The sequence below is a fragment of the Lactococcus sp. KTH0-1S genome (genome assembly GCF_052544945.1).
Genome location: NZ_CP195165.1, coordinates 682,773 through 708,196, shown reverse-complemented (window position 1 = coordinate 708,196; position 25,424 = coordinate 682,773). Strand labels below are relative to the sequence as shown.

Annotated in this window: 21 protein-coding genes and 4 pseudogenes; all 25 read right to left on the bottom strand. The window is 32.3% G+C overall.

The window, feature by feature from the left end; genetic code table 11:
* Window positions 1-46: 46 nt before the first annotated feature.
* The 25 genes and pseudogenes from rsmA to ACRYLU_RS03435 all read right to left on the bottom strand — a co-directional run bounded on the left by rsmA (window position 47) and on the right by ACRYLU_RS03435 (window position 25,402).
* Complete coding sequence (gene rsmA, locus ACRYLU_RS03555) at window positions 47-931, bottom strand: 16S rRNA (adenine(1518)-N(6)/adenine(1519)-N(6))-dimethyltransferase RsmA (RefSeq protein WP_015426034.1); 885 nt, start codon at window positions 929-931, stop codon at window positions 47-49.
* A gap of 110 nt (window positions 932-1,041) precedes the next feature.
* On the bottom strand, window positions 1,042-1,662 hold the full coding sequence (locus tag ACRYLU_RS03550; protein WP_038599763.1) for a toprim domain-containing protein: 621 nt from the start codon (window positions 1,660-1,662) through the stop codon (window positions 1,042-1,044).
* Window positions 1,640-2,173, bottom strand: coding sequence for an adenylate kinase (locus ACRYLU_RS03545; protein ID WP_445081228.1), 534 nt, complete (start codon window positions 2,171-2,173; stop codon window positions 1,640-1,642). The genes ACRYLU_RS03550 and ACRYLU_RS03545 overlap by 23 nt, the downstream gene beginning before the upstream one ends.
* Before the next feature lie 37 nt (window positions 2,174-2,210).
* Entirely contained in the window at window positions 2,211-2,984 is a 774-nt protein-coding gene (locus ACRYLU_RS03540) for a TatD family hydrolase (RefSeq protein ID WP_445081227.1), read from the bottom strand.
* Window positions 2,985-3,128: 144 nt separating this feature from the next.
* Window positions 3,129-4,267: pseudogene (locus tag ACRYLU_RS03535) on the bottom strand (tyrosine-type recombinase/integrase).
* Between the two features lie 42 nt (window positions 4,268-4,309).
* Entirely contained in the window at window positions 4,310-4,555 is a 246-nt protein-coding gene (locus ACRYLU_RS03530) for a DNA-binding protein (RefSeq protein WP_098394043.1), read from the bottom strand.
* A 53-nt stretch (window positions 4,556-4,608) separates the two neighbouring features.
* Window positions 4,609-4,993, bottom strand: a pseudogene (locus ACRYLU_RS03525) (antirestriction protein ArdA); the annotation flags it as partial.
* Between the two features lie 147 nt (window positions 4,994-5,140).
* The gene (locus tag ACRYLU_RS03520) at window positions 5,141-5,416 is read right to left on the bottom strand and encodes a GntR family transcriptional regulator (RefSeq protein ID WP_445081226.1); all 276 of its coding nucleotides are present in this window, start codon (window positions 5,414-5,416) and stop codon (window positions 5,141-5,143) included.
* Between the two features lie 277 nt (window positions 5,417-5,693).
* Window positions 5,694-7,169: a xylulokinase gene (xylB, locus tag ACRYLU_RS03515; RefSeq protein ID WP_445081225.1), complete on the bottom strand. Its 1,476-nt coding sequence runs from the start codon at window positions 7,167-7,169 to the stop codon at window positions 5,694-5,696.
* A gap of 9 nt (window positions 7,170-7,178) precedes the next feature.
* Window positions 7,179-8,156: an aldose epimerase family protein gene (locus ACRYLU_RS03510; RefSeq protein WP_118263500.1), complete on the bottom strand. Its 978-nt coding sequence runs from the start codon at window positions 8,154-8,156 to the stop codon at window positions 7,179-7,181.
* Between the two features lie 53 nt (window positions 8,157-8,209).
* The gene (locus ACRYLU_RS03505) at window positions 8,210-8,728 is read right to left on the bottom strand and encodes a D-lyxose/D-mannose family sugar isomerase (RefSeq protein WP_445081224.1); all 519 of its coding nucleotides are present in this window, start codon (window positions 8,726-8,728) and stop codon (window positions 8,210-8,212) included.
* 10 nt (window positions 8,729-8,738) lie between these two features.
* Window positions 8,739-9,842 (bottom strand): PTS fructose transporter subunit IIC, encoded by a 1,104-nt coding sequence (locus tag ACRYLU_RS03500; RefSeq protein WP_038599745.1) that lies wholly within the window; start codon window positions 9,840-9,842, stop codon window positions 8,739-8,741.
* 1 nt (window position 9,843) lies between these two features.
* Window positions 9,844-10,158, bottom strand: a complete 315-nt coding sequence (locus tag ACRYLU_RS03495) for a PTS fructose transporter subunit IIB (protein ID WP_038599742.1) — start codon at window positions 10,156-10,158, stop codon at window positions 9,844-9,846.
* A 94-nt stretch (window positions 10,159-10,252) separates the two neighbouring features.
* Window positions 10,253-11,128: a ketose-bisphosphate aldolase gene (locus ACRYLU_RS03490; protein WP_038599738.1), complete on the bottom strand. Its 876-nt coding sequence runs from the start codon at window positions 11,126-11,128 to the stop codon at window positions 10,253-10,255.
* A 54-nt stretch (window positions 11,129-11,182) separates the two neighbouring features.
* Entirely contained in the window at window positions 11,183-11,650 is a 468-nt protein-coding gene (locus ACRYLU_RS03485) for a PTS sugar transporter subunit IIA (RefSeq protein WP_038599735.1), read from the bottom strand.
* On the bottom strand, window positions 11,650-13,122 hold the full coding sequence (locus ACRYLU_RS03480) for a BglG family transcription antiterminator (protein ID WP_445081223.1): 1,473 nt from the start codon (window positions 13,120-13,122) through the stop codon (window positions 11,650-11,652). Before ACRYLU_RS03480 ends, ACRYLU_RS03485 begins: the two co-directional genes overlap by 1 nt.
* 161 nt (window positions 13,123-13,283) lie before the next feature.
* A pseudogene (locus ACRYLU_RS03475) lies at window positions 13,284-13,907 on the bottom strand (recombinase family protein); the annotation flags it as partial.
* Between the two features lie 553 nt (window positions 13,908-14,460).
* A pseudogene (locus ACRYLU_RS03470) lies at window positions 14,461-14,607 on the bottom strand (IS3 family transposase); the annotation flags it as partial.
* A 374-nt stretch (window positions 14,608-14,981) separates the two neighbouring features.
* Window positions 14,982-16,430 (bottom strand): glycoside hydrolase family 1 protein, encoded by a 1,449-nt coding sequence (locus ACRYLU_RS03465; protein ID WP_445081222.1) that lies wholly within the window; start codon window positions 16,428-16,430, stop codon window positions 14,982-14,984.
* 13 nt (window positions 16,431-16,443) lie between these two features.
* Window positions 16,444-18,303 carry a beta-glucoside-specific PTS transporter subunit IIABC gene (locus ACRYLU_RS03460; protein ID WP_445081221.1) on the bottom strand — a complete coding sequence of 620 codons (1,860 nt, stop codon included), beginning with the start codon at window positions 18,301-18,303 and terminating at the stop codon, window positions 16,444-16,446.
* Between the two features lie 63 nt (window positions 18,304-18,366).
* The gene (locus tag ACRYLU_RS03455) at window positions 18,367-19,206 is read right to left on the bottom strand and encodes a PRD domain-containing protein (protein WP_012897376.1); all 840 of its coding nucleotides are present in this window, start codon (window positions 19,204-19,206) and stop codon (window positions 18,367-18,369) included.
* A gap of 468 nt (window positions 19,207-19,674) precedes the next feature.
* Window positions 19,675-21,126 carry a glycoside hydrolase family 1 protein gene (locus ACRYLU_RS03450; RefSeq protein WP_038599721.1) on the bottom strand — a complete coding sequence of 484 codons (1,452 nt, stop codon included), beginning with the start codon at window positions 21,124-21,126 and terminating at the stop codon, window positions 19,675-19,677.
* Window positions 21,127-21,194: 68 nt separating this feature from the next.
* On the bottom strand, window positions 21,195-23,120 hold the full coding sequence (locus ACRYLU_RS03445; protein ID WP_445081220.1) for a beta-glucoside-specific PTS transporter subunit IIABC: 1,926 nt from the start codon (window positions 23,118-23,120) through the stop codon (window positions 21,195-21,197).
* Between the two features lie 39 nt (window positions 23,121-23,159).
* Window positions 23,160-23,996 (bottom strand): BglG family transcription antiterminator LicT, encoded by an 837-nt coding sequence (licT, locus tag ACRYLU_RS03440; RefSeq protein WP_038602732.1) that lies wholly within the window; start codon window positions 23,994-23,996, stop codon window positions 23,160-23,162.
* A gap of 569 nt (window positions 23,997-24,565) precedes the next feature.
* Window positions 24,566-25,402: a hypothetical protein gene (locus ACRYLU_RS03435; protein ID WP_445081219.1), complete on the bottom strand. Its 837-nt coding sequence runs from the start codon at window positions 25,400-25,402 to the stop codon at window positions 24,566-24,568.
* Between the last annotated feature and the right edge of the window lie 22 nt (window positions 25,403-25,424).

Below are 25,424 nucleotides of genomic sequence, written 5' to 3'. Positions count from 1 at the left end.
CATGATAACACAAAAACGCTAACATGAGTTAACGTTTCCTTTTAATTTATTTTTTAAGCGGAAGCAGGGCATCAGCTAATTTAGCAAATTCTTCAATAGATAAGGCTTCACCACGAATTGTTGGCGATATTTCTGCTTGTGCCAATAATTTTTCAATTTCAGGTTTACTTTCTTTACCAAAAGCTGCTTGTAAATTATTCATCAATGTTTTACGACGATGTACAAAACTGCTGTGCATCGTTTTAAAGAACCATTCTTCATCTTCTACTTCAACCAATGGCTCTTCACGACGAACCATTTTTAAAATAGCTGAATCAACATTTGGTGCTGGAATAAAGACCGTTCGAGGTACGATAAAGGCTACACTTGCTTCCATATAATATTGAACAGCAATTGATAATGAGCCGTACGCTTTCGTTTTAGGGCTTGCAGCAATTCGGTCTGCCACTTCTTTTTGCATCATCACTACAAATTCTGAAAATGGAATTTTGCTTTCAATCAAATGCATCAAAATCGGTGTTGTGATGTAATAAGGTAAATTCGCAACCACTTTGATTGGTAAATTTGGATTTTTAAATTTTTGAATTTCCGAAAGTAAATCAACTTTCAAAATATCAGCCGAAACCAAGGTAAAATTATCGTAAGGCGCCATCGTTTCTTCTAAAATTGGAATCAAAGATTTGTCAATTTCAAAAGCCATCACTTCAGCTGCTTCTTCCAATAAATATTGGGTCAATGAACCAATACCTGGGCCAATTTCAATGACATTTACTTCTTTTGAAAGTTCAGCGGTTTGAGTAATTTTTGTCAGAATATTATGGTCTGTCAGGAAATTTTGTCCAAATTTTTTCTTAAAATTAAAATCATGGCGACGTAAAATGTCCTGAGTACGGATAATATTGGAAATGCGGTCTATGTTGTTTTCTGTCATTTTTTCTTTCTTTTACTTTTTATGTATTTTAAAACTGATATTCAGTTTTTGTCAGTAAATTTTACTGACAGAAACCATTGATGTATTCTATCAGCGACATTTATCTTCTGTCAGTAATTCTTCATTACATTTTCAATTTGTTCTTTTGTAATTTTAAACATGTTAAGTCGTTTCTTAATTTGTTTTCCATTCGCATAACCAATCCTGAGTTGCTCACAAAGAAATTCTCGACGTTTCCTACTGTCAGCGGCCATAACTAAGCCAAAACTCATTAAATCAGTTTGTGTCAGTTCTGTCAGCAATTCTTTTTTACTGACAGAACTTCTGTCAGAGGATAGTCCTTGCGTTTTAACACTTCCAAATCCATCAGTAACTTTTTCTCCACCAAATACTTCTGACAAAGCCTGATTCAGTGCTTCAAAATTTGCATGCTCAACTCCTAAAGAACCTTTTCCTTTAGGTCTTGCCTCATCTCGATTTAAAAAAGCATGTTTAGCATTTGGAACGGCTTGCATTATGATTTTACGAATTCGTTCTCCTTGGAAATCTGGATCAGTAAAAACAATAATTCCTCGCTTATCTTCTAACCTCTTTAGTCGTTCTAAATCTCTGTCATCAATAGATGAACCACCTGTTTCATAGGTCTCACAGTTGAAATAACGCTTAAGATTCGCTGTGTCATCTCGTCCCTCTACCACAATTACTTCATTAATTTTTTGCTTTTCTACCATAATTTGCTAAATATTTCTCTTTATCTTTTCGATTATTAAGGACAATCACTTTACTTTCAACATTAAATTCTTTTATTTTTTGCTCAATCTGTGGAAACTCTTTTTCAGGAAAGGTCCAAACAAATTTTAAAAATTCCAGATATTCCTTGTCCCATTTTTCTTTAAACTCTTCAGCAATATCTGGACGATTTTTACCAAAAACACGACTCTTAATCGAGCGCTTAATCACCCGAAACGTTGTTTTTAAACGGGGCGTCTTCAACCAGATTACTTCATCAGCAAAAGGTAATCGCTCATCTAAAGTTGAACCGTAATTTCCATCAATAATCACATTTTCATTTTGAAAAATAAAAATTATTGTCGCCTCACGTAACTTTTCTCTAGCAATTTCACTTGGATATTTATGAAAAACCTTATCTAAATGCAAAATAGGATAACTTGTAATTTTTCCTAGTTCTCTTGCAAAAGTTGATTTACCACTTCCTGAACTACCAATAATCATAATTTTCATAAAAATAGCTCCTATCCAAATCAAAATAAATACGAATTTATTTTTTCAAACCAAAAATTCTCAAAGCATTTTCTGTTGTCGCTTTAGCCACTTCATCAGCAGAAATTTCACGTAATTCAGCAATTTTCTCAACAATAAATTTTGTGTAAGCTGGTCTATTTTCTTTTCCACGATATGGCATTGGTGTTAAATAAGGAGCATCAGTTTCCACTAAAATTTTATCCAAAGGAACCACAGATGCAGCCTCCTGAACATCGAGAGCTTTCTTAAAAGTGACCACGCCTGAAAAAGAAATCATCATTCCAAGCTCTACAAATTTCAACGCCTCATCGGCTGTCCCAGAAAACGAATGCATAATCGCACCAGCAGGACCAACACCTTCTGATTTAATAATTTCATAAGTATCATCAAGAGCATCACGTGTATGAACTTGAAAAGGCAGACTCATTTCCTTAGAAATTTGGATTTGTCTTCTAAAAACTCGTTCTTGTTCTTCTTTCGGACGAACCATCCAGTGATAATCCAAACCAATTTCTCCAAGAGCAATAACTTTTTTTGCTGACAGATTGGTCAGTAAATAATTTTCAGCTTGGTCATCAAATTCAGCAGCATCATCAGGATGCCAGCCAATTGTTGCGTAACATTCTTCAAACTTATCAGCCAGCAAAAGTGCTGCATCATTTAATTCATAATTACTTCCAACATTATTAATTCTTGTCACTCCAAATGTTTGAGCTTGGACTAATTCGTCTTGAATTCGTCCTTCAAATTCACTAGTATTTAGATGTGTATGGGTATCAAAAATTTCCATTATATTTTTATTTATACTTCCTTATTTTTCCTCAATAGTCCTTAGCAAGAGTTTTAGATGAATTTCAAAAATTGATATTCCCTAATCTTCCTCATGCTTCTTTTTGCTTTGGTTAGTTCTTGGTTAGTCTCTTGGTTAGTTATTTTAGAGATTAATTGGGTTCAATTTTTGACTAATTTCATTTTTAATTGTACCACTTATATGAGAATAAATCCTCAGAGTAATTGACTCGTCTCTATGACCAACCCGTTCCATAATTGCTTTAATTGGCACTCCAAGTTCCACGAGTAATGATACATGAGAATGTCTCAATAAATGAATACCATATTTTCTTTCACTCCCTAATACTTTTTGACAATTATCACAAATAAACTTATAAAATACAGGTTGTCTGAAAATTCCACCAACCGCATTTACAAAAACAAACTTATCATCTAAACAGTTTTTTTGGAAATAATCAATAATTTCCAAGCAACGATTACTTAAACTAATAGTGCGGATTGAACCTACCGTTTTAGGTGTTTGAATAACTCGATCATCATATTTTGCAACACGATATTCTAAAGTGTGGTCAATTCTTAGTAACTTATTTTTGAAATCAATATCTTGATAACGAATAGAAGCAAATTCACCGAATCTACATCCTGTTAGAAAAATAAATTCCATAGCTAAAGTGTATCTTATATCTTTTTTATAAGATTTGCAAAATATCAAAACAGAACTCATTTCTTCTTTACTTAAAAATTTTTCATTTGCCCGTTCTAATGTTTCAATTTCTAACCTTACTTTAGGTAATACTACCTTGTCAGCTGGATTTGAATCAATATACCCGATGTTTTCAGCAGATCTGAACAAAATTCTAATATAAATTCTGCGATTTTTTCTTGTTGAATTTGCAATATCTAATTCCATTAAATAGCTCTGTATTTCTGCAGTCGTCACATCTGAGACTTTATATTTTGAAAATTTTTCGATAAATCCTTTTAAAGAAATTTGCTCCGCTACAAAACTTGCTGGCTTAACGTCTTGTTTCCTAATACAACCCATTCTTCATAAATTTCTTGTACCGTCTTATTTTGAACGATTTTTTCCTGAAGCTCGTTAGCAGTTGGTACTTTTTTTGATTGCTCTATTTTTCTTGCTAATCTATTTTTAGCTTCTGATTGAGCAACCCTTGATTTTGATTTTAATGTGACCGTTACTTGTCGCCATTTATTCCTCTTTTCATCAAAGTATTTTTCAAAGTATCTATATTTTCCACTATCAAGTTGCTTATAAAACATATTTCCTCCTTTTACCAAAGATAAAAGAAAGCTATACAGCACTTATATTATATCATATCTGCATATTACTTTTATCTTTTTTTCAAATTGTTCTTCTCTTAATTTTTGCTTATATTCTAAAAAAGATTTATACCCCTCGACATTTATATAGATACGTTTATGACTTGGTCGTAATATATAAACATTAAACTCTATCCGTCTCATTTCAGTTAAATCATTATTAAGTGTTTTTATAGGTACATCAAATAATTCCGAAATTCCCCGTTTATCTTTATAATTTTCTTCCATTTTTTCCTCCAACAAAAAATAGAGCAAGATTTTTCTTGCTCTTTACTTAAACTTTAAATATCTCTAATATATCCATGACTTGTTTTTGAATAATCACCAATCGCTAAATCTCGACCATAAGCAACAAAGTTAAAATATCTTTGTAACGTTTCTATTCTTAGAACTTCTAAACCACCCATTTGTTCAATTAATTCCTGTGCTAAATCTTCGTCATTTTCTGCTTCCACAAATTCCAAATCATCTTTATTATCGATAATATCATCAATACTATAAATTTCAAGAAAATCTTTTAAATGATCTATATCAGAAATTTCTTCTAATTTTTCCGCATACTCATTTAGTTCTTGAATTGATGAATACTCGCCAACCTTTGTAGCCATAAAAATTTTCAAAGTCATGTATTGCATATTCTTCCCCATGCTCTACATTTAAAAGTAAATATGTTTCAAAACAACATTACCATCAATCCTCTTACTTAAATTTTGAATCTCCAATTTTACTCCTCCTCCTTTATCCACTCATAGATTAAACTCAATGGAATTTTTGCATATTGTGCTTCAACTAACCATGATTTAAGCTGACTTCTTAATTTTTTTGTGTCTGAATATCAATTTCTTCATCCTGGCCATCATTATTTTTAACAAAAGAACCTCTTCCCTTAATAGTTGTGATTACATTTTGATGCTCTAATTCCTTATAAGCTTTGGCAACAGTATTCGGGTTAACGCCCAACTGCTTGGACATCTCTCGAACGGATAGGATTTTGTCTCCTACATCAAGAATCCCTTTGGTAATGTCTTTTTTTATATTAAATACAATTTGTTCGTAAATGGCATCTTTATTATTAGGATCTATATGCATAGTTCTCCTTTGCTATGTGTACTATTATACACAATACACCATACACTATACTTGTCAAGTATTAATTAATTTACACCTATAGCTTTAGAATAATAATCAATTAAAATTTAAAACAAAAAAAGCTCACAACGATTAAGTTATGAGCTGAATATATATTTTCGGTAAAGTTTCGATTTTTATAAGAGAGAAAATAACAATGAAAAAATATCATTTCATGTCTAATTATTTAATAGTAGTCCAACATAGTAGTGATCGTAAATTTTTAAACAGAATCTTCTCACTCAATAATAGACTTTGTAGCAGAATATATTTTTTTATACTGACTATATACTTTCTTATAAACCTCAATATTTTTTTCTATTGGTTGGTAAGTTTTTTCATAATGTACGAATTTTTTAACACACTCTGATAGTTCGCTGTACCATCCACATCCTACCGCTGCAAGAATGCAAGCTCCAAAGCCAGGCCCTTGTTCAGTATTTAAAGTAACAATTTCCGTTTCGAAAATATCAGCTTGTATTTGGAGCCATTCTTCATTTTTTGCTCCTCCACCAACAGAAACAATTTTTTTAAATTTTTTATTAGCAATACTCTCCATAATAGACTTTGAATCTTTGAGAGAAAAGACTATCCCTTCTAATATGCTACGAGAAAAATGTTTTTTTTGATGTTTTATAGCTATTCCTATGAAACTTCCCCTAATTTGGGAATCAATATAAGGTGTACGTTCCCCTATAATATAGGGAGTAAATAATAAACCTTCAGACCCTGGAGGAACTTCACCGATATCACGTAATAAATCAGATATATGCTCATCTTTGTAAAAAGTATCTCTAAACCAATTCAGGCATCTTCCAGCACATAATGTCACTCCCATTGAATAGTATACGTTAGTATAAGCATGATTAAACATATGAAGCTTTCCATTATAGTTAACATTATAATTGTTTTCAAAGCTTAAAAACACACCTGATGTGCCAATAGAACATAAGCCAGTTCCTTCATCTATAATACTTGCCGCAAGAGCTGAACAAGCATTGTCTGCGCCCCCCATAAAAATTTTAATATCATTATTAAATCCGTATTTATTTTTTATTTCCGGTATTAAATTTCCAACATAGTCCCCTGAAACCTTTATTTCGGGAAGAATGTCTCTATCAATATTAAAGTGATTGAGAATTTCTTCAGACCACTGCTTTTTTTCTAAGTCAAATAATAGCGTTCCGGCAGCATCTGAATAATCCGTAAAAAAAGTCTTTGTAAGATATAGCCCTAGATAATCTTTAGGCAACAACACAAATTTAACTTTTTCCCATATTTCTGGTTCATTTTCTTGAACCCATAATATTTTGGGTAAAGTAAATCCCTCTAGTGCAATATTTTTGGTAATATTTAAAAGCTTATCGCCAAAAGTTGAGTTTATTCTTTTACATTGAAGCGTAGTACGATTATCATTCCAAAGAATTGATGGACGAAGAACATTTTTATTTTCATCAAGCAAAACTAATGAATGCATCTGACCTGAAACTGATATACCCTCCAAACCTTCATGAAAATCTTCGACAGTATCTATGAAATTTTGGATGACATGATTGAATGCTTTTATCCAGTCAGATGGATTTTGTTCTGAAAATCCAAAAGATGGAGTTGTCGAGGCATATTCATATTGGCTACTTGCTAATACTAGACCTGCTCTATTGATTAGTACACCTTTAAGAGAACTAGTCCCTAAGTCAATTCCTAAAACATACATATTTTACCTCTAAAGTATTTCATATTTTATAAATGAATGGTAGTCTTTTCTTAAATACTCAGGGTCTTCATTTATAAAATTAGGTTTTCTTTGCATTTCAAATGTTATACCACCATATTTTTTAATTGTATTACCATCATTTATAATTGACGGGCAAAATACCTTATTTAAGGTGTAAACTACACAAGATTCCTGATTAGTATAGATTTTTAACTCATTTTCCTTATTGTCACTTATCAAGTGTATTCTTGGTACATTTATATTGTCATCCTTTTCAAAAACATATGCCAAGTCAACTCCGTTTGAACAGAATTCTGATAATTCGGTACCCAGTTCAAATCCTAACTTGATCTTTTTGAGGGTACTAAAGTTGAATCCAGAATTCTTTTTTAGGGATGTTATCTCATCATAATATCCTGTCGGAATAGATTCTTCATCGATCAACTGAATTTTAGATGAATCAATTTTCAGTAAGTGATTCTCAATAGAGCTTGACTTATCAAAATTTAGATTAAAATATGTGTGATTTGTTAAGTTACATACAGTAGGGTGATCTGATTTTCCTTTATAAATTATGAAAAAATTGTTATTTTCTAATTTGTAAATCAATTGAAAGTCCATTTTCTCATGTTTAGAGTACTTATCAGAATATGAAAGAGTATACTCAAATCTATCGGTTCTACTGACTACCCAGCTTTTTAAATGGAAACCATCCTTTCCGCCATGTAAATGAACTCGCCCTTCATTAGGAATTAGTTCTATCTTTCTTCTTTTGTAATCATAATACCTAGAAGGATATGTTCGACCTGCAAGTCTCCCAATTGTTGCCCCTAAGAAATAAGGATTTGTTTTATACTGGTAAGAATCATAATATGATAAAACATAGTTTGTTCCATTCTCTTTTTTTACAATTTTGGTTATACACCCCCCTAGATCCAAAAACTCAACAATAACTTTTGAATTCTCTAATCTATAGACTTCCATCATTTACCTTTCTAATTAAATGAAAATATTAAACTTTATATACATATATAACAGGATTATCGTTTAATGTTAGGATTAGTAAAAATATCAGATGAATCATCACTTGGAGAAGAAAACTCCGAAATAATTGCGCCCTCCTCTCCAGCCTGGAACCAGTGGCGTGTATTGGGAGAAATCGTATACTGTTCTCCTGCGTTGAGAACGATTTCATGTATTGCTGTATACCATTCTTTATTCTTTTCTGGCAATCTAGCAGAAATTTTTTCTACATTTTTTTCTCCTTCTACGTAAAGATAGACTTGTCCTTGACGAACACGGAAGGTTTCTTCTTTCCCTTCAATTTTTAGATTTTTGCCTCTACGAGGATGTCTATGTTCAGGGCATGTTTGCCCTGCTAACAGAGCCATTTCTTTAGCACAATAACGGTCATTATTAATGTAGACAATCAGATTCAATCCTTCTTCTGTGATATTATTCAATCCAAAATCTGCATAGTCAATGCCATCTATTTCTTGTTGAGTAAACGCTATGTTTGAATCTTTAAAAATGCTTTTTATCTTTTTTTCATACTCCATTTTGCTCTCCTTACGAAATTTTGAGGTCTTTAAAATCAATTTCCTCTTCTTCTTTCTCTTCAAATTCAACCATCTCATTTGGATCAACTGGTTTCATTATAAGAATAAAAGTTATTGCTTGTGCTAATGATCCAATGATAAGGGCAAGGATAAAAAGTAACCCATGATTACCTGTCATAGTTGGTACTGCAAACATACCTGAGGCAGGAATATGACTATCACATTCCCAGAACATTGCTAGTGCTCCAAATACACCACCGCCAATTCCGGTTGCAATCATATTTTTCAACCAATTTTTGAAAACAATGGGAAAACACCCCTCAGTAATTTGACAGAATCCCATGGGAATAGCCGATTTTAAAGTCTCTATATCTTGTTTATCAAAAACATTTTTTCTAAATATCTTTTGGAGGACGAGCGCAAATCCATACCCAAATGGAGTGATCATAGATGCACCAATTAAAACAGTAAGAGGAGGGTAGATACCTTCCGAAAACATTGTAAAAACAACAGCGAATACCGTTTTATTGATGGGTCCTCCATAGTCAATAGAAGACAAAATACCAATGATTAATCCATAAATCAAGAGTTGTGAGGGGTCAAGATTCATTAAATAGTCAGTTAAAATTTTTACTAAATAATTGATTGGTGTACCTAGGATAAAATACATGACCATTCCTCCAAGAAAAGAGGAAACAAATGGGACAATAAGTGTAGGCATAAGCCCTTCCATCCATTTAGGTACTTTTATATTTTGATAGAAAATTAAAGTAATTATCCCTACTGCAAAACCCGAAGCTATTCCGCCAATGAATCCAGTATTGATTCCATGTGCAACAAAACCGACAATTAAACCAGGAGCTATTCCTGGTTTATCAGCAATAGAATATGCAATAGCAGTTGACACAATTACAGGAAGAAAACCTAGACCATATCCTCCCATAGTTGACATTGTATCTGCAAAAGTAAACGATTTTGAAAAATCATTGATACTTTCACCACCCATTATATTCCCAATCGCAAGTAAAAATCCGGCGGCACATACAACGGGAAGAAAGAAAGAAATAGCTGTCATTAAGTGTTTTTTGAAACCAATAGTTTTTAAAGTGTTCATATTAAGCTCCTTGGTTTATTTCTTCTAATTTCTCAATTAATTTATTAGGAGACTTTACCACTAAACTTGTGGGAACTTCTACAACTTTTTTCCCTTCAAAACGTTCACGACCGTTAATTTTGATATCTGCAGCAATAACTACCACATCTGCCTCTGAAATTTCTTTAGGATCAAGTTTTTCTTGAGTTCCGGCTAAACCTTGGGTTTCAATGTGAATTTTATGTCCGTGTTCGACTCCCGCTTGAGTTAATTTTTCTTTTGCAATATATGTATGTGCTATTCCTGCAGTACAAGCTGCAATTCCAACGATATTCATAATTGACCTCTTTCTTCTAAAAAAGTAACCGCTTACTAAGCGTGGTTTTAATTTTCCCTTTGATATTAGTTTCATCAAAGGGATTTTTTATAGATTATTGGAAATAGTATTTGGCTTTATCAACCGCCCCAAACAATTTATTTTTATGATGGACTACTTTTTCAGTTTCTTTCATTGGTTCTGGGAAAAGTACATTAGGTTCTCTTTTTTCGGAATTGCCATCATTTAATTCTTCTCGTAATTTTTCAGCAAAAACTATTTTGATATCAGAAGAAATATTTACTTTATTAATACCGTGAGTAACAGCCGCTTCAATTTCTGAGTCCAAGTTATTTGATGCACCGTGTAGAACTAAAGGAATTCCAGTTTCTTTGACAATTTCCTCCAAAACATCAATGGCCAATTTTGGTTGTAGCCCTTTCGGATAAAGACCATGAGAGGTACCAATACCTACAGCAAGTGAATCACATCCTGTACGTTCAACAAATTCTTTAGCTTGAGCAGGATCAGTATAAATTCCTTCCTGGTTCCCACCCTCAACGTTATTCCCAGTGTTACCAATCGTTCCTAACTCGGCCTCTACTGAAACTCCCACAGCATGTGCTGCTTCAACAACTTTTTTTGTAATTGCAATATTTTCTTCAAATGGTGCCAAAGACTTGTCAATCATAACCGATGTCATTCCGAGTTGAATTGAGTGAATCACTTGTTCATAACTTGCCCCATGATCTAAATGAATCGCAATTGGCAATTTAGTTTTGTTAGCTGCATCAATACATGAAGCAACAAAGTTATCTTCCAAAAAGCTCAACTCATCTGGATGAATGGCAATGATGAATGGCGTTTGATCTTCTTCACACGCTTTTAGTGTAGCATTTAATAAAGGGCCGGAACCGCAATTATATGCTGGAATTGCAAAGTTTTGTTCTTTTGCGACATCGAGTAATTCTTTTCCTGTTACTAAAACCATTGGTAGGTCTCCTTTTATATAAATTATTTTTTTGGCAAAATTGCCATGTGCACATTAATCATTTTTTGTCAATAACTGATATAAGTTATCAACATTGGTAACTTGAACTAGCTCTTTAAGAAAGTCATCATGCGCTAGAAGTTGAGCTACCTGTTGCAATAATAAAATATGTGTTGTAGTAGCATCTATATCCTTTACAGCAAACATAATAACTACTTTGACTGGCTCACTATCCAAAGTCTCCCATTCAATTTCATTTTCTAGTACAGCGATAGCAATTGTTGTATCTTTCACAGATGGAGATTTTCCGTGCGGAATAGCAACGCCCTGTCCAATACCTGTTACTCCCTCTGCTTCCCTTAGGTAGACATCATTTATAAATTCTTGAGCATCATTGACATAGCCATTACTAGAAAGCAAACTTCCTAATTCTTTAATAACTTCTGCTTTATTTTTAGATTTTGATGGAATAATCATCAAATCTTTATGAATTACTTTTTTCAAATCTATTTCTGTCATCATTACTCACCACTATCCTCTAAAATATAGTTTATTTTTTGAATATCATTTTCTGTTAATAACGGACTGATCATTATAATTGGAATATCTCCAATTTCTTTTATAGGAGTATCAATTGTTGTTAGTATTAAATCCGTGTTTCCTTGAACATACTCCTTATTTTTTTCAGCCTGCCGGTTGCTCATTGTCCCAATAATATTTAAGTTCGGAACTTTCTTCTTAATTCTTATTTTTAATAACTCACTCGTCCCTATACCAGTTGAACATACTAACAACACTTTTTTGTTAGTAGTAATTTCTAAATAAAATTTTTCAAAATAGAGAGTAAGGTATCCAATTTCCGACTCATCAATTTTTGTTTCAAATGCCAGTTCTTTATTTATTGAAGCAATTATAGTTGAGAGTTTTACAAAGGTATGATTATACTTTAACTTAATTTCATTTAATAAATTATTTTCGACGTGTAATCCTAATCGTAATCTAGAAATCATAGGTAAAATATGCTGATATATATCCTCTTGAAGTCTATCAATTTGCTTCAAATTTTTGAAATCCGATTTGTCAAAAAATTGAAGAGTTATATGTTTGATAATCTCATGCGCTAACTCATCATCAACCTTAAGACTTTCTTGTCTATTGAGATTAATAGCATATAGCGTTTGGAATAATAAAAGTTGTTCTATTTTATCAAACGAAAAATTAAGATAATGTGATAAGTTTTGCATGATTTGTTTCGCCAAGGTTGCCAGTACCTTGTTTTTGGACACAAGTTTTTCTTCTATATTCGTTATTTTGGGTATATTCCAAGAAATCTTTCCTTCCCTGACCCGCTTTACAATTATGGAGAGATAAAGCTTAATAGTCCAGTCATAAGGATAGCTTAAATATTGGTTTATTTGCTCTTCGATCAACTCAACTTGACTGTTAATAAAGTTATTATCCCCTTTGAAGAGTTGAAGATTCATATTCGTAGTCCTGCTACTTGTTAACAATATGACACTATTTATAGCTTTTCTGATACTATCTTCCTCGCCGTTAATCCAAACATAATGTTGTTCAGCTTTAAAAATAAGATTATAATTTTTGAATAATTCTTTGATTTTCTTCAATTTGATTATTTTAGCACTCGCAGATAAATAGTCAGTTTCTAAAACATCATCTCTTCTCTTATAAGGATGGCTAAATAAAATTTTTAATGTTATCCTATATAATTCATTTTCTTCTTGGTCGCTAATCTTTAAATGTTTATAAATGTTTTTTCCTTTAAAATCTGTTGATAGCTTAAAACCTTTACCTGATTGGGAAATAATCAACGCATTATTATAGTATGCTAAATATTCCTCATTAATTTTAGATATCATTCTTCTGATTGTTTTATCAGATACAAGCAATTGCTTTGCCAACACTGAAGCTACAACATAATTTTCAAAATTTAGAAGACTTAGTACTTGTCGTTCACTTGTATCTAAAAACATCTCAACCCTCCATGTATTCGCTCTCTTTTGATGTTCTTATTTTACTATTTTTTTGTGTAATCCACTACTTTTGTTTGTCCATATCTCTAGACAAGTAAAAAGAAGATACTGGTGTTTTATTGAAAATTTCTCAACAGAGTGTAAAAGTCAGAGGTTATATTTTAGGCCTGCGGGTCACCTATTAAAATCTGAAATCGATATAAAAAAGCCGAAGAACATTCCCTTTCTTCGTTTCTTTTTATATTATTTCGTTTGATATTTTGCGGAAATGCCATATCTTGACCGATATCTCTTGAAAGTTCTGCGATTGATTTATGCTTGTTCTTCCCCTTCCTTATCCGTTGCCCCTTCTAAGAAGAGTTTAAAAGTCAGTTGAAGACGAGATTCTTGATAGTTTCTCGATTCACCTTTAAATCGACTTTTTCGTTTGGCAAGGATGATTCCTTGAGCTTGGCGCACTCGTATTCTTTTTCATTCTGACTCAACTTGATACTTATAGAATTCTACAACTAAGTTATTGATCAATCTTCGAATATTTTCATCGTCAATCCCATTCTAATAGAGGGAAAATTGTGAACTTTCAAGGTAGCTCCTTTGTATTGTATCTCGTTCATTATCGGTGTTAGGTCTTTACTGTTTCTTCCTAAACGGTCTAGTTCCGTCACCACAACACACACTCTCTATCTCTCTCGGAGATATTGTAACATTACTTTTAGTTGAGGCCCTTGAGACGTTTTTCGACTGATTTTATTTGAAAACAATTTAGAAACATGACTTAAGGCTTTAGTTAATAATGGGTTACTTGCCCAAAATTACTTCTTGCTTATTTGTTACCTAATCATTTTAAGTAATTAGCTTTTTCAATATATTTTTTCTTTTTACGTTGTCTTTGAAGGTCAACGAGAGTTTTTTTGAACTCATCATCATAACGTTTGATTTTAGCCATAGAAAGACTTTCCTATTAGTGTTTATTAAACAGATTATAACATACGTTATTCTGTCCAGTTTTACAGTATAGCTCCAATATAAATTAGTATCACTAAAGTGTACAATTTCTAAAACCTGTAAAATAAAAAGGTTACCTATAATTAAGCAGTAACCCTTTATTTTATAAATTTTACACACATCCTATTGCTTGGTTAATTTTTTGGTTAGTTTTTTGATAGATTCTTAACTATCCTAAATATTAAATTTTTAGTGCTTCATATTTATAAATTATCACCTCTACTTATAATATTGACGTTAAGTCAATTTCTTAGAGTCCAAAAATATAATCTTAATATATTTATTTTAAGCTATTATTTTTTTATATTGATTAGGTGTAATATATCCTAAACTTTAATGAATTCGTTTTGAATTATAAAAGGCTCCAATGTATCAGAAAATACTCCGATAGAATTCTTAAAATTTATTATACTTAAATTAATAAAATCACTCTCTTTTTAAATGCCCATTCCAGGACTCAAGACTAGCATTGTGATAAGGGCGCCTTTACGACTCAGAAAATGATATCAATATATAATTTGCGTCTATTGGTGGTGCAATCTAACAACAGGATAAGATGATTAAGTATTTCTATAGTAACTTCAGTTACCAAGTTTGAAATATTAGGCTTTTTAAACTAAGTACCACCTCATATAATATTTTTAGCCATAGAATAAAAAAATCTTTAGCACATAATGAGTTGTGAATTAAGATAAAGAAAGGTATTACTTAAAGCAACACCTTTCTTTATCTTAATTTTTTCTTTTATTTTTTATGCATTATCTACAACATCAATATAAATCAATTTCACCACTTTTTAAATATTAAAGTTAAAGATTTCTTCACTCTAAGCTTGAACATTTGATGATCATTAATTATCGTATGGCACCATTAGAAGCAATGACTTTCTGATACCATTCAAAGGATTTTTTCTTTTTACGAGAAAAATCTCCCGTACCATCATCATGCCTATCAACATAAATGAAACCATATCTCTTAGAATATTCTCCTGTGGAAGCTGAAACTAAATCAATACAGCCCCAAGGAGTATAAGCTAATAAATTGACGCCATCCTTGATGGCCTCCTCCATTTGTTCAATATGTTGGCGGAGATAATCAATTCGATAATCATCATTAATTGCACCATCATCCTCTACTTTATCCTTTGCTCCGAGTCCATTCTCAACAACCATCAAAGGAAGATTATACCGATCGTATAAATCATTTAAAGCATAGCGTAGCCCTTTCGGGTCTATTTGCCATCCCCAATCACTCGCATTTAAATACGGGTTAGTAACACCTCCTAAAATGTTACCCTCCCCCCCTTTAATTGAAGAATCACTTGTTTGACATGTAGACATGTAGTATGAAAAACTAATAAAATCGACTGTTCCATTTCTGAGAATCTCGTCATCTCCTGGCTCGCTTTTTATAGAAATTCCATGTTTTTTAAAATAAGATTTTGCATAATACGGATAACTCCCTTTTACCTGAACGTCTGTACAAAGATAGTTATTTATACGATTATATTCTTGATTAGCAATTACATCATCAGGTTGAGGTGTGAGGGGGTAACTCGCCATATAAATCATCATATTCCCAATTTGATAACTTGGGTCAATTTCTTTTGCCATTTTTACAGCTAATGCACTACCAAGAAACATGTGATGCAATCCTTGAAAACGTTGTTGCGGTTCATCTGGTTGATCCATGAATAACGTTGGTTTTTCAATATCATTTAATATCCCTTGATTCAATAATGCACCCATAGGCTCAATAGCAGAATTGATTTCATTGAATGTTAACCAATACTTTACTTTGCCTTTGTATCTATTAAATATGGCATTACAATAATTCAAGAAATAAGTAATCATTTCCCTACTTTCCCAAGAATTACATTTCTTTGTTAAACCAAAAGGAACCTCATAGTGGCTTATTGTAACCAAGGGCTCTATCCCATACTTCAAGCATTCATCAATGACTTCTTCATAATGTTTCAACCCCGCTTCATTTGGTTCTAATTCATCTCCATTTGGGAAAATACGAGTCCAGTTTATTGAAAAGCGAAATGTTTTAAATCCCATTTCATGGAAAAGCTTAATATCTTCTTTGAATCTGTAATAATGTTGTATCCCTTCATGACTAGGATAGAATGTATTCTCGTCAATTATCGGAGTGATTGTTTTACTATGTCCGAACTTTCCCCCTGTACAAATGTCTGAGATAGAAATTCCTTTTCCATCGACATTCCAAGCTCCTTCTGCCTGATTGGCGGCAATTGCACCACCCCACATAAAGTTTTCTGGAAATACTGATTTTTTCATTAGATATTCTCCTTTATTTTACTGCAATCATTTGTTCTAAATAGTCTTTTTTTCCTAAGGTTTCGATAATGATTTGAGAATACTCATTACTATTTGTAATCACAATTGGCGTTGTAACTTGATAACCTTCTTTAACAAGTGAATCAAGATCAAATTCCAAAATTGTCTGCCCCATTACCACTTTGTCTCCCTGTTTCACTTTAGGATAAAAATATTTCCCTCCTAAATTAACTGTGTCTAAGCCCACATGAATTAAAACGTTAATTCCATCATTTGAAACTAGACCAAGTGCATGATTAGAATCTAGGAATACCTCTACAGTACCTGTAAAAGGCGCCTTTACAATTCCTATTTCTGGATTGATAGCATAGCCTTCACCAAGAACTCCAGAAGAAAAAGTAGCATCATCAACTTCTGATAAATCTATAGAACTACCCTTTATTGGATTATAAACTGTAAAATGATCTTCAATAAGATTGTTTAAATTCTGATCTGACTCATCTCCATCAGTAACAATATAAGATAAAACTAGGCTACCGATAAATGAAATGGCACCAACAGCACATGCAATAACGAAATTTTGTGTTCCCTTTGGAGATATAAATTGAAGAATAGACAAAAGACTTGGAGTTGCAAATGCAAATGCTTTAAGAGTGAATAAACCCGCTACAATCCCTGCTATACCACTAGAAATACACGCTGCATATAATGGCTTTTTCAATTTTAGAGTTACACCGTAAAGCGCCGGTTCTGTAACTCCAGCAAGGAGAGCAGAAATAGCTGCTGGGAAAGCCATCCCTCTCATATCTTTATTCTTAGTTTTAAAAGCTACACCAAAAGTTGCTCCTGCTTGTCCTAGATTTGAAGCTAACATTGCTGGAAGTAGCATTAAATCATATCCTACTCCACCTGATCCTAGAGCTAGCAATGTTAGTGGAACAAAAGCCCAGTGCATCCCCGTCATAACAATGAAAGGCATTGCTGCTGCAAATACACCCATAGCTAACCAAGGAGCAAAATTATAAATTGCATCTAGAATTCCCATTACGCCTACCCCAATGATAGAACCTAAAGGTGCAAGTGCAACAAGAGTAATAATTCCAGTTATTAGCAAAATAAGAAACGGTTTTAAAAAGTTTTTAGCCCATTCCGGAGTTAATTTATCTACCCCTATTTCAATATATTTTAAAAGTAATACAGCAAGAAGCGCTGGAACTAAAGATGATGCATAACTTGCATGTACAATAGGAATAAATCCAAAAAGATGTGTTGGAGAATTCCCTCCCAAAAGAGTGATTAGATCTGGATAAATCAACATTGAAACAACTGATACGGCTAAATATGGATTTGTTTTTAACCGTTGTGATGCAGTTACAGCAACAAGTATAGGTAAGAAATAAAAAGTAGCATCTCCAAGTGCGTTTAAAACAATATAAGTATCATTAGTTGATGAAATAATATTAAAAACACTGGGTCCGAGAACCAAAAGCAAAACTTTTAGTAAGCCAGCACCGATAAGTGCTGGAAATAGTGGTGACATACATGCAGAAATGAATTCAATGATAATTGATACAGGATTTTGTTTTTTCCCTTTTAAATTTTCTTTATCTTGAGTTGAATTATCGTTGAACTTTGCAATACTATTTATTGCGTTATATACAGGAACAACGTTATTTCCAATAATTATTTGATACTGTCCGCTTTGTCTATTAGTACCAATCACCCCGTTTATTTTTTCAACTTTAGAGTCATTTACAATTGACTCATCTTTTAAAACAAATCGTAATCGTGTCATGCAGTGAATCAAGGACTTTACATTCTGCTCACCACCAACTTGTTCCAGTATTTCTCTTGAGATATCTGTGTAATTCATATTCTTCTCCGTTATTTAATTTGTGCTTTCACTTTTAAGATTGGCCATTTCTTTAAAGTGAAATCATTCATATTCCCTATTTAATTTTTCTATATATAAGGTCAGAAATGCTTTTTCTTCAGATGATATATTAAGTGAATACTTTAGAAATATCATCTTGGCGACTTTTTCTGCACAGCGAGCTGGCTCGGGGTAAGCCGCGACCAAGGCTTTATATAATATTTCATCCTCTTCAAATAAATTTTTGGCATACATTCTTTTAGCCAAACCTTTCAAATGCATCACAAATCTATAGTAAGAGAATAAAGTTTCATCATATTTTTTATTAAAATAAGTTTCTACAACTTTAATAATATCTGAAATAAATCCTAAAGTAGTTCTGATCTGTTCCTCAGAGGTATCAAGATCTAAGCGATTATTTAGTATATGCATGGCTATAAAAGCAGCTTCATCTCCTAAATCACTTGATTTTATCACTTCTCTTAATTGGTCTATTGCATATAACCCGACTTTATATTCTTGAGTATATATTCGACTAATTTCTAAGTTTAACTCATTTCTTAAAACTATACCTTTGGAAAATCTACTAATTACACCATCTATATGATCAGTCAAGGTTAAATGAATCATTTCATTTAATTGTAGTTGGTATTTCTCTTCAGCATAGGAAATGATTTTCTCTGCTATTTGTGCAGCTATTGGATCAGTATTATTTGTCAAATGCTCATATTTCTTATAGAGAGAATCTGAAAGAACAAATACCTGCTGATTACTATCTTCAGGTATCTCATCTCCTACCTTTTTGTTAAATCCTAATCCATTCTGCATAACAATCTGTTCTTTTTTAAAATTATCAACCGAAACAAGAACGACATTATTATTCAAAATTTTTTTAATTCTCATATTTTTAGTTTCTCCAAATCATACAAAAAGAGCACTACTGTAATATCAAAAAACTCATCTTTGATATTACGGTAATGCCCTGTATGCGGTAACATGCCTTATTTATTAATATATTATCACATATAGCGTATTATGTCAACCACTTTCTCATATAAGATTATATATTTATATGTGTGTTGTTCATCTTGTTTCTAACTTATCTTTGCTTGGTTAATTTTATTTCACCTAACATCAAAACCATGTATTTTAATTTTTTTACTTTAAGACCACTGTAATTCAGAATATTATATAAAAAATTTTTGAAAAGTAAAATTAATAAATTAACAGAAAAACTCATAATATTAATTATGAGTTACTTTTATAAGTTTTAATATATCAGTATTAAATCTGCATTTATGATGGAATGATAATTATATAGGAGTTATATCAAAGGCAAAATTCAAAAAAGATAAATTAAAATTTTATAACTTATTTATACAAGGTTTCACCATTAGACTGAATTACTGATTTATACCAATAAAATGAATCTTTTTTAAACCTTTTTAAGCTTCCTTCTCCTTCATTATCTTGATCGACATAAATGAAACCATAACGTTTGCTCATCTCACTTGTACTTGCACTGACTAAATCAATACACCCCCAAGGCGTATATCCCATTAAATCAACCCCTTCATCAATCGCAATACCCATTTGCTTGATATGCTCTCTTAAATAGTCAATACGATAATTGTCATGTATCGTTCCATCTTCTTCTAGAGTATCGTGCGCACCTAATCCATTTTCAACTACAAAAAGTGGTACTTGATATCGATCGTAAAGTTTATGGAGAGTGATGCGAAGTCCGACGGGATCAATTTGCCAACCCCAATCGCTCGATTTTAGATAGGGATTCTTCTTGGTCTGAGTAAAATTACCGCCAATGACCTCCCCTTCTTCAGAACTAGAAGAGATAGAGCTCATATAGTAACTAAAAGACATAAAGTCCACTTTTCCTTCTTTTAAAAGTTGATCGTCTCCCGATTCCTTAATAATCTTTAAATGATGATCTTTGAAGACTTTTTTCATATAGGTTGGGTAATAGCCTCTCACCTGAACATCACTATAGAAAAGATTCGCATGGTCTGAATCAATTGTTGCCATAACGTCTAATGGATTGCAAGTTTCAGGATAAGTTTCCATACGTGCTAACATACATCCTATCTTAGCTTCTGGAATAATTTCATGACAAGCTTTTACAGCTAATGCACTAGCTAAAAATTGGTGATGCGCAGCTTGAAATTGAGATTGTAACATATTTTGAGTTTTATCAGCTAATAAACCTCCACTTAAGTAACCCGTGATACCAATGATATTGATTTCATTAAAAGTGAGCCAATACTTCACTTTATCCTTATAACGATTTAAAATTACTCGAGCATATTTTTCAAAATGGGCCACTGTTTCACGGCTTTCCCAACCGTTTTGTTTTAAAGCTAGCCCTAAAGGAAACTCATAATGAGACATTGTTACTAAAGGCTCAATATGATATTTTAACAACTCATCAAACACTTGGTCATAAAATTGAAGGCCAGTTTCATTGGGCTCTAATTCATCTCCATTCGGAAAAATACGTGACCATGAAATGGACATTCGAAAAGTTTTAAATCCCATTTCCGCAAATAATGCAATATCTTCTTTAAAATGATGATAGAAATCTATTCCATAACGCTTTGGATAAATCCCTTCCAAATCTTTTTTTGCAAACTCAATTTTTGACGTAGTCATAGGGTCCATCAGTGAATCCATCGATGTTTTGTCAGAATGAGGATAGTATTTAGCTGTATCAGCAGTTGACCAACCTCGACCATCTTCCAAAAATGCCCCTTCAAATTGATTAGCGGCTGTAGCCCCTCCCCATAAAAAATCTGGTTTAAATGTCATAGCTCTCCTTTTATTTTTTTATTTTTCATCCTGCAAAATTTATATAAAAGATAATATAGAGTTATCTTTTATTTTAGAACAGTCATCAAGTAATCGCCATGTTGAACTTCTTTTTCTTCTGTTGTAAAAACATCTTCAAACTCATTAGTCACAACAACTGGAGTTATTAATGGTAAATTTTGACTTTTAATATAATCTATATCGAAATCAATCAACTTTTGTCCCGCTTCAACAACATCTCCTTGTTTAACATGAACGGTAAATCCTTTTCCTTCAAGTTGAACTGTATCCATTCCAATATGTATAAGTATTTCTGTTCCATTTTCAGTGATCAAACCAATCGCATGATTTGTTGGCATGAGTGCTTGAATGGTAGATTTTACAGGAGCATATATACTACCATCAGTTGGCTCAATTGCAATTCCTTGTCCAAAGGCTCCAGAATTGAAAACTGGATCTGGTGTTTCAGATAATGGAATGATACGTCCTGATAGAGGGCTTGCAATGATTTCTCGAATCCCTTTTGAAACAAATGAAGTTGACGCAGAGTTTGAATTATTAATAGTGTTTTCCTCAACTTTTGTTGTTGTTTCATAAAGTTTTGGTATTTTAATGAACATTGTAATAACAAACGCCATTACAAAAGCAAGTAAAGTTGTGCATATACTTACTATTAGATTGCTCACTCCCTCTCCTGCTTTGATATTACTTAAATAACCAAAAATACCCAATCCACCAATTACGTAGATTTTAAAGTTTAATAGACCTCCAATTGCTGCTGTTATACCAGCTACTACACAAGAAATTGCAAATGGAGTTTTCATAGGTAAGGTGACACCATAAATCGAAGGTTCGGTAACACCAAAAATACCCGAGATAAAAGCTGGGATAGACAATTCTTTAACTTTTTTCTCTTTTGTTTTAATCATAACAGCTAGTAGTGCTCCAATTTGGGCAAAACTTGCTGTAAAAGAAGAGGCAATAATTGGGTCAAATCCTTTTGTAGCAACATTATTAATTGCAATAGGAACAAGTCCCCAATGAAGCCCAAATATAACTAAAATTTGCCACAATCCACCTATAAGTCCGGCAGCTAACCATGGTGCAAAATTATAAATTAGGATAAGAAGGTTACCTACACCGGTTGCTGCCCAGCTAAATATTGGACCAATGAGTAAAATAGAGACAGGTACCGAAATTAATAGTGTACCAAAGGGAACTACAAATAATTTTACTGTCGTTGGGACAACATTTCGCAACCATTTTTCAATTTTAGAAGCAAACCAAACTGCAAACAAAATAGGAACAACCGTTGAATAATAAGACATTACGATCACTGGGATACCTAAAAAAGTATAATAGATTTTTGTTGCAAATATCGTTCCGCTAAATATTGTATACAATGCAGGTCCAGATACTGGATTAACTAGACTAGGATACAACATTGCAGCTGCTAATGCCATTGCAGTAAATTTATCCATTTTAAACTTCTTACTTGCAGAATATGCCAAGAAAAAGGGTAAAAATTGGAATAATCCATCGCCGGCAGCTTGAATAAGAAGATAGGTTCCCGAGTGCGACATCCCTGCAACTGAAAGAATAGCTGCAATCCCCTTTAACATTCCTGCAGCTGCCAAAGGCCCTAATATAGGAGCAAATATTTTCGACATTAAATCAATAAATTTAGCAACAAATCCTTTAGGTGCTTCTTCATCCTGCTCATCTACTGCTTCATTAGTCTTTAGATGACCTACTTTACTAACCGCATCAAAAACATCAGTGACTTCATTACCAATAACAACCTGGTATTGTCCACCTGATTTAACAACAGTTACAACTCCTTCACGTTGTTTTAGATATTCATCATCCGCTTTACTTTCATCTTTAAGTCTAAAACGAAGACGAGTAATACAATGAACAAGACTATTAACATTATCTCGTCCACCAACATGCTCAAGAATATCTTGAGCGAGTTCATCATAATTTTTAGCCATTTTCTTCTCCTTTGTTTTGGCTTTCCTTTTTAATTTTTGTTAATTATCAATCAAACGTTGAACGTGAAGAGTAAGATAGGCAATTTCATCTATATCTAAGTTAGTTTTTCTACTTTCACTTAGATAAAATAAAATTTTTTCTACACACTTACTAGCCTCTGGGTATTTCAACTGAACTTGTTCAAATAAAAAACTATCTTCCATTTCTTTGAAAGGTTTTCCTTTTATAATACGTTGACCTAAGTAATGCAAATGCGTTACAAACCGCTGAAATGAGAGTGATTCCTCATCAAATTCCTTGCTATAGTATAATCTTACAATTTTTAGGATATCATCAATAAATTGAGTAATCTCAAAAGTATCGGTGAAGGGGCTGTCTTCCTGACGAGCATTCACAAAGTGTAGAGCAATTGCTGCTGCTTCATCTTCATTAAGATATATTCCCATATCTTTATTAATTTTAATTAGATATTTTTTACTTAGTGCATACTCTTTAGCATAAAACTTCTTCACCTCCCACACCAAAGGATTTTTAATTGAAATCCCGTCACGTGTTCGGCTAATAGCATAATGAATATGATCTGCCAATGAAACATAAAGGCTAAGGAAATAAGTTTGATGAAACTGTTCTTCAGCCTCTTTTATGAGAGCAGCAACTAAATCAATCTCTTCAGAAGGGAGTTGTTCATAAATCTCTAATAAAGAATCTCTAGAGCTTTTTTTCTGAAATGTAAATTCTTTAGTAATCTGTGTTACATCAACTATTTCTCCAGGTTTCTTTTTGAAGCCAATCCCTTTTCCCATGACAAATCGTTCATTGTTAAATCGATCATTGACAAGTAGAGCATTATTATTGAATACTTTTAAGATGCGCATCTTTAGCAAACAGAACCTCCTTTTCTTCATAAAATGCATGGACATTGGCCAATGTTCAAATAAAAAACCGAAATAAAATAAGTAGTCAACAATTATATCGTTGAATGCTTATTTTATTTCGGTTTCGCCTGCATTATCAGTAACAATCCTACTTTTATTCGAGTCAATTATAACACAGCTCGCCAAAGCATGCAAGCGCTTTTATATATCTTTTGGTTACTTTTTTGTTTCAATTAAATTAAAAAAAAACAACTATTTATAATCCTAAAAATTATCTCATTCAAAAAGTTCTAACAAATACGTAAAGTGAAAAATGTCTGTTTTGATGGGTCGGGCTCGTTTTTCGTGATATCATATTTTTGCTAAAATATCTTCACACATCATGCATACTGATTTATTAACATTGAAATCTCTCATGTTATATCATTACAAAATACATCTGTCAATTTTTAAATCATTTATTAAATGATTAACAATATTTATTGGTTCTTATAACCAAGAATTTTAATAGCAAGATCAACTAATTTTTTGTGAATCTTTGATCACTATCTAACAAAAATGTTATTTACTCATTTACTATTTGAAGTGCTCGCTGCTGTATTTGTTTCAATATATTTTCCCTCAAGGGAATAGATATCAGAATATGTGGTGTGTCCTCTGATATCTTCAGCACTCAGTGTCCAATACCATCTTCCACCACTCTCAGATAATATAAGAATTGAAATTCCCCTATAATAAACCGGAAGTTTATTAACTCTTTGTTTTGATTCACTCAACATTTTAGGAATTAAATCCCAAGGAATTTTATTATAACTAATTGTTTCATCTACTGGTAATGTAATATTATTTGACGATTTAGACCACTTTAGAAAAGGATTAGTAGGATAATACCAATACTCATCCTGTAATTCTGTGACAGGATTTATAATACGACTAACCGCATATACCCCTGTTTGCAAAACTGGGTTCCGAAAATGTAGGCTATAACTAATCAGTTGGATATCTTTTTGTCTTAAATCTTTCTTTTTTAAAAGACTAGTCATAGCAGAGTAAGAAGACATTTTTTCCCTAAAAATATTTTGATCAGTTGTTGAAATAGATGTGCTTACACCAATTAAGTACCATATCCCAGTTGAGATTATTATAATTAATATACCTATAAACCATCTCTTTTTAAAATTTTTTACTGAAATGACAAATCCAAAAACAATTATTATAAAAAGTATAAACCACCAACCAAGACTTAAGAAGTAAATTAATTTATCTCTAAATTCAACTGCTTGGTACTCAGACCACCCTAATAAAGCATTTGATAAATTAATATTGGTAACTATGAAAATGGTCAATAGAAAAAAAATACTTATAATAATTATCAATAAAATTAAAAACTTGCTCATTTTTTTCATTCCAGATCCCCTTATTATTGAA